General features: G+C 40.8%; 18 protein-coding genes. 8 read left to right on the forward strand and 10 right to left on the reverse strand.

All coding sequences use genetic code 11. The features are described from left to right. Positions 1-8 precede the first annotated feature (8 nt). The 3 genes from H9631_RS01700 to H9631_RS01710 all read left to right on the forward strand — a co-directional run bounded on the left by H9631_RS01700 (position 9) and on the right by H9631_RS01710 (position 4,267). A complete protein-coding gene (locus tag H9631_RS01700) occupies positions 9-2,978 on the forward strand; it encodes an ATP-binding protein (RefSeq protein WP_191809526.1) in 2,970 nt (989 codons plus the stop codon). 74 nt (positions 2,979-3,052) lie between these two features. After that, positions 3,053-3,997: a 3'-5' exoribonuclease YhaM gene (yhaM, locus tag H9631_RS01705; RefSeq protein ID WP_191809527.1), complete on the forward strand. Its 945-nt coding sequence runs from the start codon at positions 3,053-3,055 to the stop codon at positions 3,995-3,997. An 84-nt stretch (positions 3,998-4,081) separates the two neighbouring features. Continuing rightward, positions 4,082-4,267, forward strand: coding sequence for a sporulation YhaL family protein (locus tag H9631_RS01710; RefSeq protein WP_191809528.1), 186 nt, complete (start codon positions 4,082-4,084; stop codon positions 4,265-4,267). Between the two features lie 96 nt (positions 4,268-4,363). Here H9631_RS01710 and H9631_RS01715 read toward each other — a convergent pair whose 3' ends face one another. Further along, positions 4,364-5,278, reverse strand: coding sequence for a peptidylprolyl isomerase (locus tag H9631_RS01715; protein WP_191809529.1), 915 nt, complete (start codon positions 5,276-5,278; stop codon positions 4,364-4,366). A gap of 179 nt (positions 5,279-5,457) precedes the next feature. Here H9631_RS01715 and H9631_RS01720 point away from each other — a divergent pair, with 179 nt between their 5' ends. Together H9631_RS01720 and H9631_RS01725 are read left to right on the forward strand one after the other, a co-directional pair. Next, positions 5,458-5,547 (forward strand): YjcZ family sporulation protein, encoded by a 90-nt coding sequence (locus tag H9631_RS01720; protein WP_191809530.1) that lies wholly within the window; start codon positions 5,458-5,460, stop codon positions 5,545-5,547. 89 nt (positions 5,548-5,636) lie between these two features. Next, positions 5,637-5,729, forward strand: a complete 93-nt coding sequence (locus tag H9631_RS01725) for a YjcZ family sporulation protein (protein ID WP_018705486.1) — start codon at positions 5,637-5,639, stop codon at positions 5,727-5,729. Positions 5,730-5,987: 258 nt separating this feature from the next. On the opposite strand, the gene H9631_RS22245 is transcribed toward H9631_RS01725, so the two are convergent. Both H9631_RS22245 and H9631_RS01730 read right to left on the reverse strand, forming a co-directional pair. Beyond that, complete coding sequence (locus H9631_RS22245; protein WP_120116547.1) at positions 5,988-6,167, reverse strand: hypothetical protein; 180 nt, start codon at positions 6,165-6,167, stop codon at positions 5,988-5,990. Between the two features lie 112 nt (positions 6,168-6,279). After that, positions 6,280-6,825, reverse strand: coding sequence for a DUF3267 domain-containing protein (locus tag H9631_RS01730; protein WP_191809531.1), 546 nt, complete (start codon positions 6,823-6,825; stop codon positions 6,280-6,282). Positions 6,826-6,967: 142 nt separating this feature from the next. Between H9631_RS01730 and H9631_RS01735 the strand changes: the two genes are divergently transcribed. Continuing rightward, positions 6,968-7,300, forward strand: a complete 333-nt coding sequence (locus H9631_RS01735; RefSeq protein WP_191809532.1) for a DUF1878 family protein — start codon at positions 6,968-6,970, stop codon at positions 7,298-7,300. A 9-nt stretch (positions 7,301-7,309) separates the two neighbouring features. Here H9631_RS01735 and H9631_RS01740 read toward each other — a convergent pair whose 3' ends face one another. The 4 genes from H9631_RS01740 to H9631_RS01755 all read right to left on the reverse strand — a co-directional run bounded on the left by H9631_RS01740 (position 7,310) and on the right by H9631_RS01755 (position 10,489). Further along, complete coding sequence (locus tag H9631_RS01740) at positions 7,310-7,879, reverse strand: HTH-type transcriptional regulator Hpr (protein ID WP_191809533.1); 570 nt, start codon at positions 7,877-7,879, stop codon at positions 7,310-7,312. A gap of 145 nt (positions 7,880-8,024) precedes the next feature. After that, positions 8,025-8,402: a YtxH domain-containing protein gene (locus tag H9631_RS01745; RefSeq protein WP_191809534.1), complete on the reverse strand. Its 378-nt coding sequence runs from the start codon at positions 8,400-8,402 to the stop codon at positions 8,025-8,027. 682 nt (positions 8,403-9,084) lie between these two features. Further along, positions 9,085-9,606: a tryptophan transporter gene (locus H9631_RS01750; RefSeq protein WP_191809535.1), complete on the reverse strand. Its 522-nt coding sequence runs from the start codon at positions 9,604-9,606 to the stop codon at positions 9,085-9,087. Between the two features lie 460 nt (positions 9,607-10,066). Beyond that, positions 10,067-10,489: an HIT family protein gene (locus H9631_RS01755; RefSeq protein ID WP_191809536.1), complete on the reverse strand. Its 423-nt coding sequence runs from the start codon at positions 10,487-10,489 to the stop codon at positions 10,067-10,069. 551 nt (positions 10,490-11,040) lie between these two features. On the opposite strand from H9631_RS01755, the gene H9631_RS01760 reads away from it, so the two are divergent. Both H9631_RS01760 and H9631_RS01765 read left to right on the forward strand, forming a co-directional pair. Next, positions 11,041-11,790 (forward strand): ABC transporter ATP-binding protein, encoded by a 750-nt coding sequence (locus tag H9631_RS01760; RefSeq protein ID WP_191809537.1) that lies wholly within the window; start codon positions 11,041-11,043, stop codon positions 11,788-11,790. Then, entirely contained in the window at positions 11,774-12,997 is a 1,224-nt protein-coding gene (locus H9631_RS01765; RefSeq protein WP_191809538.1) for an ABC transporter permease, read from the forward strand. Before H9631_RS01760 ends, H9631_RS01765 begins: the two co-directional genes overlap by 17 nt. A 337-nt stretch (positions 12,998-13,334) precedes the next feature. On the opposite strand, the gene H9631_RS01770 is transcribed toward H9631_RS01765, so the two are convergent. The 3 genes from H9631_RS01770 to H9631_RS01780 all read right to left on the reverse strand — a co-directional run bounded on the left by H9631_RS01770 (position 13,335) and on the right by H9631_RS01780 (position 16,741). Continuing rightward, positions 13,335-14,546, reverse strand: coding sequence for a M20 metallopeptidase family protein (locus H9631_RS01770; protein ID WP_318246756.1), 1,212 nt, complete (start codon positions 14,544-14,546; stop codon positions 13,335-13,337). Positions 14,547-14,727: 181 nt separating this feature from the next. Then, positions 14,728-16,122 carry a hypothetical protein gene (locus H9631_RS01775; protein WP_191809539.1) on the reverse strand — a complete coding sequence of 465 codons (1,395 nt, stop codon included), beginning with the start codon at positions 16,120-16,122 and terminating at the stop codon, positions 14,728-14,730. 103 nt (positions 16,123-16,225) lie between these two features. After that, entirely contained in the window at positions 16,226-16,741 is a 516-nt protein-coding gene (locus H9631_RS01780; RefSeq protein WP_191809540.1) for an antibiotic biosynthesis monooxygenase family protein, read from the reverse strand. Positions 16,742-16,946: the final 205 nt, after the last annotated feature.

Consider the following 16,946-nt stretch of genomic DNA (forward strand, 5'->3'; position numbering starts at 1 on the left):
CGGGTTTCTTGAAATTTAAAAAAATACATATCTATGGTTACGGAAGGCTTCAAGATTTTATAGTGGACAACCTTTCAAATCTCCAATTGTTTTATGGGGAAAATGAAGCAGGCAAATCTACAATCATGTCTTTTATCCACAGCATCCTTTTTGGATTTCCCACCCTGCAGCAATCCGAATTAAGATATGAACCAAAAACGCATTCATCATACGGAGGCAAGCTTATTTTTGAAACAGAGAAATATGGAGAGGTGGTTATTGAACGGGTAAAAGGAAAAGCAGCAGGCGATGTCACTGTCTTACTCGAAGATGGACCTGTGGAAGCGGCAGATTTTCTTCCGAAGCTGCTGAACGGAATGGATAAAAAAATGTACCGGAGCATTTTTTCCTGTGATCTTCAAGGACTTCAGGAGATCCAACACCTAAAGGAAGAAGAAATTGGAAAATATTTGATTGCAGCTGCAACTATCGGAACTGATGGGCTTCTAAGGGTAGAACAACAAATCCAGAAGGAGCTTCAAGAGCTGTTTAAACCTGGAGGCCGCAGGCCGATGCTCAATGACCTGTTGAAAAACCTACGTCAACAAGATCAACAGCTTAAAAGAGCAAAACAGGAGAGTGCAGCATACGTATCACTTTTAACTGAAATCCAAGAAATCAGCAGCAGAGTGGAAACAACGAAAGAAATTCTCAAACAAAATAAAATGAAACTTGAAGCTGTCAATGAATTGTTTAGAAGCTGGCCGCTTATTATGGAAAACGAGCAAATCAGACGGCGCCTTCTTGAAATTGGGCCTGTTCATTTTCCGGCAGAGGGCTTAAAGAGATTGGAAAAATATCATGACCGGCTGCTTGAAATATCCAGTACATTGCAGACCGTGCATCAGCGAATTAGAGCTATTGAACAAGAAATAGAGGAAAATGCTCTTAGACAGGAATTTGATCAAAATAAAGCGCAAATATTTATTCACGAATGGCCCCAGCAAGAACAAAGTTTGCGAGAGCTGTCCAACTTGGATCATTCTATTACTGAGGAACGAAAAAAAGTTGATGCCTTTCTTGCAGAACTTCATTATCCTGCCAAAAAGGTCGAAGAGATCAACAGCTTGAATTTAGGGATTGATATGAAAGGGAGGATGACCGAAACTCTTCAACAATATATCAGATTTGAAGATCGGCTAAAAGATTTGGAGGATCGGCTCGAAGACGGCAGAAAAACGGTCATGGAGCTTGAAAATAAATGCAAAGAGACAGAGCGGCAGCTTGTGAGTGAAAGTGTTTTTAAAGAATGGAGAATCCATTATGAGGGGCAGACATCTACTGCGAGCCTGAAAGAGGAAAAATCAAGGCTTGAAAAAGAAGTCGAGGAGCTCAAAAAGAGGAAAAAGCATGAGAAAAATATGCTTCAAAAAAAGAAACGGCAGACCTCTATTACTTCAGCTGCATTTCTATTTATCTCGCTCGGGATATTCATATGGAGTTTCATATCCAAACAATGGCCAATGACTATTGCCGGCATATTAGGAGTGACATTTACCGGTTACTTCCTGTTTAGAAAAGTTGAGGGAATCGGAATGGATTTCATAAACGATACTCTCAAAGCGAAACGGCAGGAGCTGCAAAAATTGGAGGAACAGTTTAAAAGGGCTGTTGGAGATGGGAATATTGCATCTCGGTACGAAGAGCAGCAACGATTGCGAATAAAGTGGAAAGAGAACTATGCACGGCTCGAGGAAGAGAAGCAAAGACTAGAGGAAATGGAAATTTCTTTTCGCAAATTGCGAAGAATTGTCGATGTTGAGGAAAGAAGACTGAACGAATTTAAAATGGAGCTTGGGTTGGATAAAGATTTTTCCCATCTGAAAATGGAGGATGCATTTTCAATGCTTAAAAACCTTCAGAGTATTAGCCGCCAATTAAATGAGGCTTTGGATAGGAAGGAAAGGCTCCAGAAGGAGCAGGGGGATTGGACTGAAGGACTCTTTCAACTTGTAAGTAATGCTGGAGAAACTGTTCATGAGCCTGCACAGGCGGTGTTCTTTCTTCAAGAGACCTTGAAAAAAGAACAGGAAAAGAAGATTGTCATAAAAGAGCTTGAAAAAAAATTGTCTGAACTGAATATAGATGTTTTACAGCTTAAAAATGAAGATTCCGCCATCCGGTCCAATATGGCGAAGCTTTTTGAAGCTGCTCAAGTTGATAATGAAGAGAATTTTCGTGAAAAAGCCAAGCGATCTGACGAAAAGAAGATCTTATTGGAGCGTCTGGCTTTGCTTGAAGGACAGTTAGGTGAAGTAACGAATCCTTTCCAGTCTCAGAAAGAAATACAAGCTGAAATGAATGACTTAAAAGCTGATATTGAAAAGAAATCACAGCAATTGGAGGAAGATCGGAATATCTTAGCGTCTTTAAATCAGAAATTATCTTTTTTGGAAGAGGGAGGCACCTATACGGAACAATTGCATCTTTTCCGTCAGATGCGTTCAACTTTCAACGAAGAGTCACGAAACTGGGCCAAACTGGCCGTTGCTTTGAACTTGCTTGAAAAAATAATGAAAAAATATAAGGATTATCGCTTTCCGCAGGTAATTCAAAAAGCGGCTGAATATTTTTCATTCCTAACAGATTATGAGTATTGTCATCTTCACGTTAAGGCAGATGGAAATCTCTCAGTAGAAAGGAAAGACCGGGTTTTATTTGCCCCCGAAGAGTTAAGTAAAGGTACGGGTGAGCAGCTTTATATCGCTATACGGTTTGGGCTTGTTCATGTAATGAAAGAAGAATATCCCTTTCCGGTTATTATTGACGATGGATTCGTCAACTTTGACCAAGCGAGAACAAAAAGGATGCTTGAATTGGTACAAACCATCAGCCATGATACGCAGGTTTTGCTATTTACATGTCATCGTCATGTTGCCAGACAGTTTTCTGAAGACCAGATTTTCCATCTTCAGCAGAGGGTGTCCAGCCAAATTTGACTGAATAATAAGGCTTGAGGAAGAGGGAGTATGTTATAATTTTTTGAGGAGAACAAAGGGAGGCAGGCGTTTGGATGTTAAAAGAATTATTGGAACATGAAGTTGGGGAGCAGGTGGATTTATTTCTTCTGGTCAAAAGTGCATTCAGAGGAGTAGCGAGTAATGGAAAGCCATTTCTTACGCTCATTTTACAAGATCGCTCCGGTGATATTGAGGCAAAGCTTTGGGATGCTTCAGACAGCGAGGTAAAATCTTACCAGCAGGGGACGATTGTGCGTGTTTCCGGGGAAGTCCACAATTATCGGGGGAGAATGCAGCTGAAAATAAAAAAAATCAGGCGCTCTAATCCGCAGGATAATGTAAATGTCGGGGATTTACTGGAAAAAGCCCCTATATCAAAAGATGAAATATCTAGTAAAGTAACACAATATATATTTGAAATGAAGAACCCAAATATACAACGGATTACAAGGCATTTGGTACGTAAATATCATGATGAGTTTCTCGAATACCCAGCTGCAACAAAAAATCATCATGAGTTTGTATCGGGCCTTGGTTATCATGTCGTTTCAATGTTGGATTTGGCTAAAGCTGTGGCGGAATTATATCCTTCTCTTGATCGAGATTTGCTGTTTGCGGGCATTATCCTCCATGACCTGGGCAAAGTCATAGAACTATCCGGACCTGTGGCTGCCGCTTATACGATTGAAGGGAACTTACTAGGTCATATAACCATCATCGTCAATGAAATTGGCAAAGCTGCCGAAGAACTGAGCATACAGGGAGAAGAAGTGGTTGTCCTTCAGCACCTCGTTCTAAGTCACCATGGAAAATTAGAGTGGGGGAGTCCGAAACAGCCAATGATTAAAGAGGCCGAAATCCTCTTCTTAATTGACAATATGGACGCAAAAATGAATATGCTGGATCGCGCATTGAAACATGTTAAACCGGGAGAGTTTTCGGAAAAATTTTTTCCGCTTGATAACCGGTCATTTTATAAGCCGACATTCCATTCTTAATGCCTCTCTCTTGAGAGGTATTTTTTTGACTGCATTTTCATATTATTACAGTAAATGGACTAGCCAATGAAAGGAGAAAAGAAAATGACCTTGCCAATTTGGTTGTATTTCGTTGTCGCAGGAATATTTGTCAGTGCGTTTATGGCTATCAAAACAGCGCGTGAAGACCGTGAGTTTGAACAGGAATGGATTGAAAAAGAAGGAAAAGTCTACATTGAAAGAATGGAGGAAGAAAAGGAACGGAGAAAGCACGTTGAAACTGGAAGTTAAACAGATGCAGAGTGAAATCTATTGTTTCGAAATGTTCCCTCTTCAGTTAGACGAAAGGGATATTCATAAAAAATAAACCGGGCGGATGCCCGGTTATTATTTTTCTTCTTTATTATCAGATGCGCCCTCGTCTTCCTTCGGCTCGTTCAAAATTGGGTCAAAAGCTTCTTTCAGATCTTTGTCTTTCACTTTGATATCCGCTTTTTCGAGCTCTTTCTTTAATGTTTCTTGCATCATTTCAGGATCAAGTTTGGACACTTTCAATTCATATTCGTACTGGTCTTTTACTTTATCAAAAGACTTCTTGTCTTTCTTTTCCTTGATGTTCGTTACTTGAATGATATGCCAGCCAAACTGTGTTTCCACAGGCTTGCTGATTTCGTCTTTTTTCAATTTGAAAGCCGCTTTTTTGAACGTTTCGTCCATTTGAGGATCGTCGATGGAAATTGTCCCCAAGTCCCCGCCTTGTTCATTTGCAGCTGTGTCCACAGAATATTTCTTTGCAACCTTAGCAAAGTCCTCACCTTTATCAAGCTTAGCTTTTACCTCATTTGCTGTTTTTTCATCATCAACTAAAATGTGTCGGGCAGTAATTTCCTTTTGTTTGTTCTCGTAATATTCTTTTACTTCTTTTTCAGAGACTTTAATGTCTTTAGCTGCTGCTTTTTCTTGAAGAAGGTTGACTTTCATGGACTGGCGGAAATCGTCTTCGTCTTTAAAGCCGCTTTGTAATAGGGCCATTTGGAATTGTGGCCCGAGCTGTTCTTTAAGCTCGTCCATTTTTTGGTCTACCTCTTTATCAGACACTTTGTATTCTTTGGAAAGAACTTTTTCGAAAACAAGCTGCTGAAGTGCTTGATCTCCATACTTATCTTTCATTGCTTCGTATAATTCGTCTTTTGTGACGTTTCCGGCTTTTGTTTTAGCAACTGTATCGCCGCCTTGGCCGCCGCATCCTGCAAGACCGACAATTCCTGCAGCTAAGGAAAGGGATAATACCCATTTTTTCATGTAAGCCAACTCCCTGTTTTTTATGTCTATGTTTATTCAATTTCTACAAATCATACTATATCACAGATGGTTGAAGAAAAAAAACAATTTCCCGAAAATCTAAGAAATTGGGCGTTTGATTCACCCAACATGCCCGCCCGCTTCATATGCTATAGCGAAAAGCAAAGGAGGTTATTAATATGGGAGGATTTGGCCATGGCGGAGGTTTTGCGCTTATTGTAGTTCTGTTTATCTTGTTGATCATTGTTGGGGCAGCGTTTGTTTGGTAAAAACTTCTGAAAAACTGGGCGAATATCTAAGCATAAAAATATTGAGTGAATAGAATAAATGGTGAGGAAATGTTAGGAGGTGCATGTAAGTGAGCGGAGGCGCTGGATACGGAGCAGGTTTTGCTTTGATTGTAGTACTGTTCATCTTGTTAATCATCGTCGGAGCATCTTGGTTTTACTAAAATTAAAATATTGTTTAAAATCGTGACAGGAAATGAGGACGGTATCCACGCGGATGCCGTCCTTTCTTTTTTTTCCTACTGAGTAAAGAAAGTATAACTTGTGATGGGAATTGTATTCAAAGAAAGGCTTTTCTATGTCGAGGTCGACATATAGGCAGTACTAGCGCTACCGAAGCCTCAGGATGTGGCGGCTTGAGGCGGCAAGCGCCCAGCCTCGAGGTCACAAGCACTTTATATTACTTTACGCTTTTAGCGTTTTTAAGTATACAAAATTTCAATGTAAGAGGAGAAGAGCAAAATCGTAATCAATATATTGATGGTACGAAAAATTTTAGGGTGCCGCTCCTCAGGTATTTCCCGTTGAACACAGAGGGAATATGTTAAGTTATTAAAAATATATAAAATAAAAATAGCAAATATGATAAACAACACCGGCAATCCGAATCTCCCCCCAACTATCTCATAAACATACGATAGCAAATTTTTCAAAAAAAAGACAGCATAAAAATGATGCTTCCATAAGTTTTCAGGAAACTTAATGAAAGCATCATTATAGGTGATCATCTTCTACCAATATTTCGTAGCCATCATCATTTTCTTCAACCAGTGCATTTTTGGGTGTAAAGAAAAGTGTTTTAAAATAAAAAAGATCAAATGCTGATATCCCATTATGATATGCAAGCAAAATGGTAACATAATGCCCAAATTGGGGAAAAAAGAAAATAGCCGCAATGAGCAGTGCATTCAGTGCAATAAATGGCAAAATGAGAGCCAATCCAAATTTCGCTTTAGGAATTGGATACTCCACTTTTAAATCTATGACCGGTATAATACGAAAATACCGCTCGATTTCCCATCTCATATGTTTATAATAAGACATGATTGGTAGAATATGAAATAGTTTATGAATCGGATATAGTAAAATAAAACTACATAGAAAAATAAGGAAAAATTCATCATTGAATTCCCGGGCCGCAAATGTCTGCATTGTTACATAGGACACGATAAAAACCAATATGGAAATCATGGCGGAAATAAAGAAACGCCGGAAAAAATGATATTTGTGATGCACATTGTAGGCTTTCCAACAATGCATGGCAACAGCCCTCCTGACTTGTTTAAGTTTCACTCATAATGTACGACGGATAGAAGGGAATTGCAATATAATTTTTAAGTTTTTTTGTTATAACATTACAAATTGATGATTTCATGGATGATAAAAGCACGGAGGTATGAGAATGGACGAATTGAAAGCGCGAATCGAAAGGATGGAATATCACCAAAAACTGTTGTTGAGCATGATCCAGCCAATGAACAAGGATTTCGATTTGCTTATTATTAAAAAAGGATTGTCTGAAAGGGAAGTAGAGGATTTTTCCCTGCTTTGTAAAGAATTAACAGATGAGATGGAAAAGCAAAAAGCGGAAAAGTTTGTTTACCATTTTCCGCTTTTTAAACAATTCACTTCAAGGTTAAACGGGAAACTTAAGCCTATAGAAACCATCCAAGCATGCTTGAATCAAAAGGTTTATCCTGAGCTAATGAAAATACTGTGGCTGAATATCAAATGATATCCGATATTATACGGCGTTGTTAATTTCAGCCTTTTCCAATCTTCTTTCCTCTTCAAAGAAATCGGATTCGAGGTTATTAAAAGATTTTTCGAAAATCTCCATAAAATCCTCCCCGTATATTTGCCTTACAATCGCCATCATCTCCATGGCTTCAGGCAGCTTACCATACAAATCTCTGAGAGGAGAAGCTCCAGTGAAAACTGAGTCAGCGCCGGGATCGTAGCAGTCGATCAATTCAAGCAAAAGATCTTCTCCAAGCTTAGTCAACTCCACGTACGTATTTCGTTTATCATGCTCTTTCTTTGAAAATTGAAGATATCCACGCTCTGCCAGCTTTTTGGAAAAATTGAAGGCAGTGGAGACGTGCATGACACCAAATTTTGCAATATCTGAAATAGAGGCGCCTTTTAAATGATAGGCGATCCATAAAATATGGTGTTCATTGATATTCAAATTATACGGCTTAATCCAATTCTGCCAGTCTTTCTCAATGGCTTTCCACAATGCTTTACTTAATTGGGCCATTCGTTGGCTGAAGATCATTGCTTCTTTGACGGAAACGTGTTTGCTTGCCATTTTATTCCCCCGCTTTAAAGATGTTTCTATTATTATGCAAAAAAAATCATAAAAATGCAATCTGAAAAAAATTTGGAAAATTTCGAAAGAAATGTTTGAGAGAGAGGCAAGAGCGACTTTATTTGATCTCTTGCCTTGGATTCAATCAGGAAGGGCGTATGACTCCTTTACCTTCTTCCAGCTTGTTCTCCAGCTCTGCAATTGTTTTTTGGATATTCTTAATTTCAGTTTGCATTGCTTCTTTCGTAGGCTCAATTTCATGCTGCCATTCTTCTACTGCCATTTTTACGTCGGTTGCCAGCTCTTTGATGATTTCTTTTCCATCGAGTGAAAGCTTCGTTACGGATTCTTTTAAATCCGTTGCATTCTCTTTAAATTCACTGGCAATTTTAATCCATTCATCTTTCGAGTCCTTCATTTGCTTGCGCAGCTCCTTGCCCGAAAGTGGGGCATATAAAAGAGCGGCAGCTGCACCAACGGCTCCTCCTACAAATAGCCCATAAGTTAACATTTTTTTGTTCATTGTTCCTCACCCTGTTCTTTTGTAAATATATTTCTGGATAAAAATAAACTCTCCTATTAATCACTTTACCCGAACTTGTTCATGTGCACACTTTTTTTGCATAAGTATATAGAAAAGCTGAAGCGCCTTGGTCAGCCCCGACAAGCACAAGACGGTTCCCGAGGAGGCAGTCTTTCAGTCACCACAGGGAACAGACTTGTGACCTCGAGGGGCTAGGCGCAGAAGCTGGACAAAAGAAAAGCTGAAGCGCCTTGGTCAGCCCCGACAAGCACAAGACGGTTCCCGAGGAGGCAGCCTTTCAGTCACCACAGGGAACAGACTTGTGACCTCGAGGGGCTAGGCGCAGAAGCTGGACAAAAGAAAACCTACAGTCCTTTGCTCCAAGCAAGTACAAAAAAATTTGAAACTTCCTTTCCTTTTTACGAAAGAAAGGATAGAGGTGGACAACTTGAATCTCATTCAGATTATTTTCCTCATTATGGGCACATTGATGCTCGTAGGCATGTTCTATAATGTTATTTTATACCAACGCCCCGGTATTTATCCTCCAAAGAAGGTGTTGAGGGCTCGCGCAGGTTCTTTAGGAAGCATTGGTGGACTCTTGTTCATAATCGGTCTTTTATTTTCCCTTTTTTCTAAGTAAAATAAGAACCCTCACCAAAGGCGGGGTTCTTATTGACTTTTATGAAGCTTGCTGCATGAGATTTGTCCTTCTTAAAATTGTTTTTACAATTGGGAAAAGGACAAACATAGCGACTGCGTTCATGATCGTTGCAGGGATGACTACTGAACCGAATAATGCTGCAAACGGTCCTGGCAAGCCGACAATAAGATAAGCCGATGTGAGGAAGACTGTACCGGAAACAATTGTGCCGATCCCTGTAAGGATGGAGACTCCAATCAGGTTGGACATATTTTTTGCGATAAGCAAATAAAGTCCAAAGAAAACAAAGGCAGTAACCGGTTTGTCGATTAAGTTCGGAATAAGTCCTCCGGGAAAGCTTGAAGTAAGGCCTGCAAGTAATCCGGTGACTAAACCTAGTAAAAGCACGTTTTTCTTATCGGGGAAAAGTGCAATCCCCAAAAACATCATAGCCAGCATTGTGTCCGGCTTCATACCCATATAAATTCCTGGCATAATAAAATGCAGGGCGGCGCCGATTGCAACAAATAACGATAAAACCACAAGCGTTCTAGTATTCATTTGTAACTCTCCTCTTCTCTTCTAAACTCAACTCGTAATGTCAATCCTGACATGCTCTGATGCTGCCAGCGAAAGATTAACAGTATTGTAGCATAATATTTTCTGAAAATGAAGCCTTTTTTCAGAGTAACGAAAGTATAAAATTTTTATCAGTTTACATTTCAAATATCTGATTTTCATGTCTAGCACCGGCGTAAAGGACGTACAAGTACGAGCGAAGCAACAGGATGTCCTAATGCCACTGAAGCGACAGGATGTGGCAGCTTGAGGGCGGCAGTCTGGCTGTGATGAGGGTTTAAGCCGATAAACAGGCACTCCCGCAAGTCGTTTTCCTTTTATCTCAATTGAAGATTGTCAACTAAATTCGCCATCCTGTTGCAACGTCCTATTGGCGCGGCTTGTACGTCGATAAATAGGAGCCTTTCAATTTTCTTAGTTGAGAGAGGAGCACGAATCTCTTTTATTTCAATCGGCTGGAAATAGCGGCTGCCATTTGTTGTAAATCTTCAGAAGTGTATTCGGATTGATGGCTTACAAAACGTGTTGAAAAACCATCATTTGCATCGTATCTTGGGATTAAGTGCATATGGTAATGGAATACTTCCTGCCCAGCAAAAGAACCATTGTTGTTTAGCAGGTTCATGCCTTTCGCACCAAACTGATCTTTAATGGCATGGGCAATTTGGGGAACCGCAGAAAAAAGTTTGGCTGCAGTTTCTTCGTCCATTTCAAAAATATCTTCTTTATGTACTTTGGGGATGACAAGTGTATGTCCTTTTGTGATTTGGCTAATATCCAAAAAAGCCAGAATATCTTCGTTTTCAAAAATCTTTGCTGACGGAAGTTCTCCATTTACAATTTTACAAAAAATACAGTTGCTCATGTCCATTCCACCTCGTATTGATATAATAGCTCATTTTATCATATGGGAAGGGGAACAACAAAAGTCAGCTTGGGCTATGGCAGGCTTAGATTGCAATTTCCTGGCACTAGTACTACTCTGTACGTTGCAAGCTCATTTATAGTGTCAATAGCGGCACTTTCTGTTTTCCCCTGCGTTTGCTTTCGTAGACATAATAAATGTGCAGAGCGATTAAGCTCTGCACATTTGAAGGTTTGCGGTTCAATTTGGAAAGTGTTCTTTATCTAAACCATCGGTTTATTTAAAGAAACGTTTGATCAACCTTATCATGCCCAACGCAATCATCCCCTTATGAGGTGTAGATTACAGTTCATGCAATTGATTTGACTTTCCGCGTTTACTGCAGTTAAGTGTCTACGACAACCACCCCAGCTTCGCTTTTTCCCGCTGCCTTCAAAATATATATTGTGCATTCTGGCAAGATCTATAAGAGGTAAAATCCACCAGTTGTTAGTGCTTGCACGATTGTTTTTTGTTACAATGAAATCAATTGAACGAGAGGACGAATGAGAATGTCTTTATTGGAAATTAAAAAACTTACTGGTGGCTATACAAAGAAGCCGGTGTTGAAGGATGTCTCTTTTTCCATGGAGAAAGGGAAGATCATCGGTTTAATCGGACTGAATGGGGCTGGAAAGAGTACAACCATTAAACATATTATCGGTTTGATGGAGCCGCGTTCAGGAAGTGTCGTTATAAATGGTACGCAGTTGGAGGAAGACCTGGTCAAATATCGTAAGCAGTTTTCCTTTGTACCGGAAACACCGGTCCTGTATGATGAATTGACACTTGAGGAGCATTTGCAATTAACCGCAATGGCCTATGGATTATCGCAGGATACTTATGAATCAAGGGTTATGCCGCTGCTTAAAGAGTTTCGGTTGGATAAAAAATTGAAATGGTTTCCTGCCCATTTTTCCAAAGGTATGAAACAAAAAGTGATGATTATGTGTGCCTTTCTCATCGAACCGTCATTGTATATTATTGATGAGCCGTTTGTTGGGCTTGATCCGCTCGGAATTCAGTCGTTGCTTGAATTGATGGAAAAGATGAAGGATCAAGGGGCGGGTATATTGATGTCGACTCATATCCTGTCGACAGCCGAGCAATTTTGTGATGGATTCGTCATTTTGCATGATGGCATGGTTCGGGCAAAGGGGACTTTGGAAGAACTGCAAGAACAGTTTGGCATGCGTGGTGCAACTTTGAATGATATTTATATTCAATTGACAAAGGAAGAGCCTGATGAAGCAAATAAATGAGCTATGGCCTGAAAGGCTTCAAGAATTTATAAAAGAAATGCGCCGTTACTTCAAATATATGTTTAACGATCACATGAAGTTTGTCTTGATATTTGGAGGCGGTGCAGTCATTTATTATTATTCGCAATGGGTGAAGCAACTCACGCCAGACTTTCCAATCAGTCTTGTCATGTCGCTTGTTTTAGCCTTCTTCTTGACCGTTAGTCCCATCATTACATTATTGAAAGAAGGGGACATGGTTTTCTTATTGCCGCTGGAGAGGGACCTGTCGGGTTATTTCAAAAAAGGGATGAAGCTCAGCTTTATAATTCAGGCGTACCTGCTTCTTTTTGTGCTTGCAGCGCTTATGCCTATGTATTTTAAAGCAACCGGTGCTGGCTTGGCTTCTTTTCTATATTTATTCGGATTGTTGTTACTTCTGAAATATTGGAATTTAAGGATTCATTGGGACGCAATGAAAACAATGGATCAGGGAACTCAGATCGCGGATCCGCTCATTCGCTTTATTTTGAATGCATCAGGGCTTTATCTTATTGTGGAAAAAGCATCGTGGTGGTTCTTGGTGGCAATTCTGTTGATTATGGTGGCTTTTGCTCTTTTTATGAGGGCTTCAGTGAAAAATAAATTGCTGAAATGGGAGCTGTTGATTGAAAAAGAACAAGGCAGAATGCAAATGTTCTATAGGATGGCAAATATGTTCACGGATGTGCCACATTTAAAAAGTAAGGTACGAAGAAGAAAATGGCTTGATCCTGTTTTTCACTTTATCTCCTTTGGGGACAAAAACACTTTCCGCTACTTATATTCAAGGACGCTTGTCCGGACTAGTGAATATTCAGGACTCATTGTCCGACTGACATTAATTGCAGCTGTTATTCTAGCCTTTGTCAATAACTTATATGTGGCAATTGGTGTATCTCTGATTTTTCTCTATTTGACAGGCTTTCAGCTTATCCCCATTTTTAAACGGCATGATGCAAAAGTTTGGATACATCTATACCCAGTACCGTCCCTCTATAAAAAGCTGGACTTTTATCGTTTATTGGTTCAAGTGCTCGCCATTCAAGGGCTGGTGTTCGGGGCGGCTACTGCATTAAGTGGAAGCTTTATCAATGCCGGATTGGTGTTAGCAGTAAGTCTTTTGTTTGCGTTTGTTTTTGGGAGACATTATGCCCCTGGGAGAATCAAGAAAATAGAGCAATATTAAAAGCACTCGCCCCGCGAGTGCTTTTTGGATGGTGTGAATCTTTTCAGCATTTATTGGACTCATGCAGAGAAAGGTGGAGACAAAGCACTGCCTGAATAAGCCAAACGAATCCCGCTCGCAAGAAATCAAATTTTGCGCTCACTCGATAAAATCCTTTTGAAAAATCTGTAGCATCCGCCAGAGGCATTCACTTTATTCAGCTGGGTTTGAACCCCTACTGAATGGAGTATTGATAAGCATTTACCTCACCACTTACAGAAGTGGGAGACTTCTACTCTTGAGGCTCTTTTATTTTTTCTGCTTTGACATAAAAGGTGCCTTTACTGTTGCTTTGCTACTAAGAAATAGCGATAGACTCATCTTTTGAAAGTGCCTGTTTTTGATATTCTACAGCAGCTAATACCAAAGTCTTAGCCCCTAAAAGCATTGATTTTTCGTTGATATCAAATTTTGGATGATGATGAGGATATGGAGATTCGGTATCATCGGGTTGAGCTCCGGTGAAGAAAAAGGTGCCTTTTACATGTTGTAAATAATAAGCAAAATCTTCGCCGCCCATTTGTTGTTCCAATTCTTCAACCTTCGTGACACCCGGAACATCTGCCGCTAGTTTCGCCAGAAACTCTGTTTCTTGTTTATGGTTTACGACTGCTGGGTAGCCGCGGTGAAAATTGTATTCATATCCACAGTCTCCGTTGGCGAGACAGGTTCCTTTTACAACTGCTTCAATTTCTTGCTCGATTAAATCGCGGACATCTTCACTGAATGTCCTAACTGTCCCTTGCAGATTGGCAGTATCCGCAATAACATTAAAGGCATTCTCTGCGATGAAAGAGCCAACCGAAACAACTGCTGATTCAACGGGGTTCACTCTCCGGCTTACAATTTGTTGAAGGTTCACGACAAGTTGAGAGCCAATCGCAACTGCATCCTTTGTCTTATGCGGCATCGCCCCATGACCTCCACGGCCTTTAATCAGGATTTCAAAGCGGTCTGCAGCAGCCATGAATGGACCTGTACGATAACTAATCGTTCCATGTGGGATCTCCGCCCATAGATGCGTCCCAAAAATGGCATCTACACCATTTAGACAGCCGTCTTCGATCATGGAAATGGCCCCACCGGGTGCGAACTCTTCGGCATGCTGATGAATGAGTACATACTCACCTGAAAGTTCCTCTCTGAGCTCATTCAGAGCTTTACCGATCATCAATAATGATGCGGTGTGACCGTCATGACCGCATGCATGCATCACACCAGGCACTTTTGAACTGAACGGAAGGCCAGTTTCTTCTTGAATTGGAAGTGCATCAAAATCAGCGCGCAATGCAACAGTTTTACCAGGATTTCCGCCTTTGATCCGCGCAACGACACCGTTTCCTCCCACATTCGTTTCTACATCAACCCCTAGCTGTTTGTAAAAATCAGCGATATACGCTGGTGTCTTGATTTCTTGGAAAGATAATTCGGGGTTTTGATGCAGGTGGCGTCTAATTCGCACCATTTCATCGTAATGTTCTTCTAATTTCTTAAATAGAGCCTGCTCCAATGAGAACCACCACCTATTTTTTATTTAAAACGATTATAGCATAGAGGAAGCCTTATATCTTTATTCAAGATATTACCGGATCACAAAGAAAAATAAGGAAATGCCACAGACAAGTGCATTCCCTTTCAATTGAGATATTTATCATTTCCCTGTAGAAGACTCCCATTAAGGGGCGAGAGGTTCAAATAAAAAACAATGCGGTAATGGTTGTAACAATTAATCCGATGATAACAGGGATTAGATTGCGCCGTGCCAATTCAAAAGGATCGACATTGCAGATTGCGGCCGCAGGTATGAGTGCCCAGGGAACGAGTGTTCCTCCGCCGATCCATATGGTTGTAATCTGTCCCAAAGCTGTCAAAGATGCTGTACCGGATCCGATCGCTTTGCCGAATAATGCGGCAATGGAACCTGTAAGTGGAAGGCCGGAGAAACCGGAGCCGTCCAATCCTGTAATCACTCCAACTGTTGCAATTGTGAAAGCTCCCAATGATTTAGTGATAGGTACAACTGCTGCGAGGGCTGTTCCAAGGTCGTTGATAATCCCTTCGGAACCCTCAGGTAAGGAACTGCCAATCATTTGTTCAAAGCCGCTTCCGCCGAGATAGAAAAATGCAGCTATGGGAATAACTGGGCCAAAAACACGAAAGCCGAATTGTAACCCTTCAATAAGAAATTTTGTTGTTTTTTCCAAGGCCTGCTGTTTATGGGCTGCTATAGATGTGAATATTAGTATTAATACGGATGTGCCGCCAATGAGGGCAGTGGCTTCACCACCCTGAAGCTTCAAGGTGAACATCATGATTATATTGGCTGCAAATAAGAGAGGAATGATTGCTGCGAAAATACGTTTGACGGGAAGGGAAAGTTCGCTTTCTTCATTGTTTTTCAAGAGCTCTTCCGCTGAGAACTTTTTTATAGAGTCAAGCTTACCTTTCTTCATATCCCTTTTTAATAGGACAAAAGCGGTGACTGTTGTGACGATACCCATTATGATGATAAGGGGAATGCTGGCTGTGATCACGTCTGAGGCAGCGATTCCAGCCGCGTCGCCCGACAATTTTGGTGCGGCCTGAATGATGAAATCACCGGATAAAGCGATGCCGTGACCAAACAGATTCATTGCCATGGCGGCACCAAGGGCTGGAAGACCGACACGCAGGGCGACGGGCAACAAGACTGCTCCCATTAGAGCAACTGCAGGAGAGGGCCAAAAAAACCAGGAAATAATCATCATAACGATTCCAATCGTCCAAAAGGCAAGTGTTGGTGTTTTGATGATTTTGGCAAAAGGTGAAATCATCAGATCATTTATTCCTGTTGCCATCAACACTCGGCTCATGGACGTAATGATTGAAATGACTAAGATGATGGACAAAAGTTCGGAGATAGCATACATGAAGCTTGAAAAAATCCCGCTGATGGCTGCAGCTACGGATCCTGTTGCGGTAAGTCCAAGGAGTAAAACACCAGCTATGCAAATAATCGTGATATCGCGTCTGAGAATCATCATCAGAATGGTAAGGCCGATGAACAGAAGATAGATCCAGTGTAAGGCCGTCAATTCTAATCCCACATTTATTCCTCCCTGCGGCGTCAAATGTCAGTAGGGACAAAAGCCCAAATTCCCATACTGCATCATATGACAGCCAGGGCACGGTGTGTCAGCATAATCAAACCTAATCTGTATTTTTCTCATCTTCATTATCCAGCACAAAGACAGCTAGGTAAGAAGGTCCGGAAAAGCCATTTGTGCTCTTTGCAGCTTGGATGACCGTGGAATGAGAATCAGCGAATAGAGCAGATTGTTGCCAGCTCCTTAATGATTCCTCGTCCTCCCAAATTGTCATGGCGATGTACGTGTCACTGGATAGTGGGCGAAGCAGTCGGAAGGCGGTGAAGCCGGGAAGCGAGTCGACTTTTTTCATGTGATCTGAGAACGTATATTCAAAAACGGGACGACTTTCTTCACGTATAGATATATGGTCGCAAGCAACGTGGCCTTTCTGTTCAAGCTGTCCGGAAGAATGGATAACTTCGTATTTTCTGGGGGATTGAAAAATCGTTTTCCCTTCGGTTTCGTGCCATAATTGGCAAGTATCTGCATTTTGCATTAAAAGCATGCGGTCTTCCGGATGTTTGTCTTTCATTTTTTTTAAGAAGAAAAATGTTCCAGTTGTAATGTATGTGTACATTCACGACACCTCTTTTATATAGAGTACTTATTTGTATGAGTCTACCCAAATGAAGTGAGGACAAAACAAAGCAAGGAAGCTTGTGAAAAAAGCACAAATTTATGACAACCCCGCATCCCGCCTATACTTTGGATAGGAAAAGTAATATAGTAGGCATGAGTCAATCACATGTTCTATTATATGAATGGAAATAGATTATTTTTAT

The sequence above is a fragment of the Bacillus norwichensis genome, assembly GCF_014836955.1.
Taxonomy (GTDB): Bacteria; Bacillota; Bacilli; order Bacillales; family Bacillaceae_C; genus Siminovitchia; species Siminovitchia norwichensis.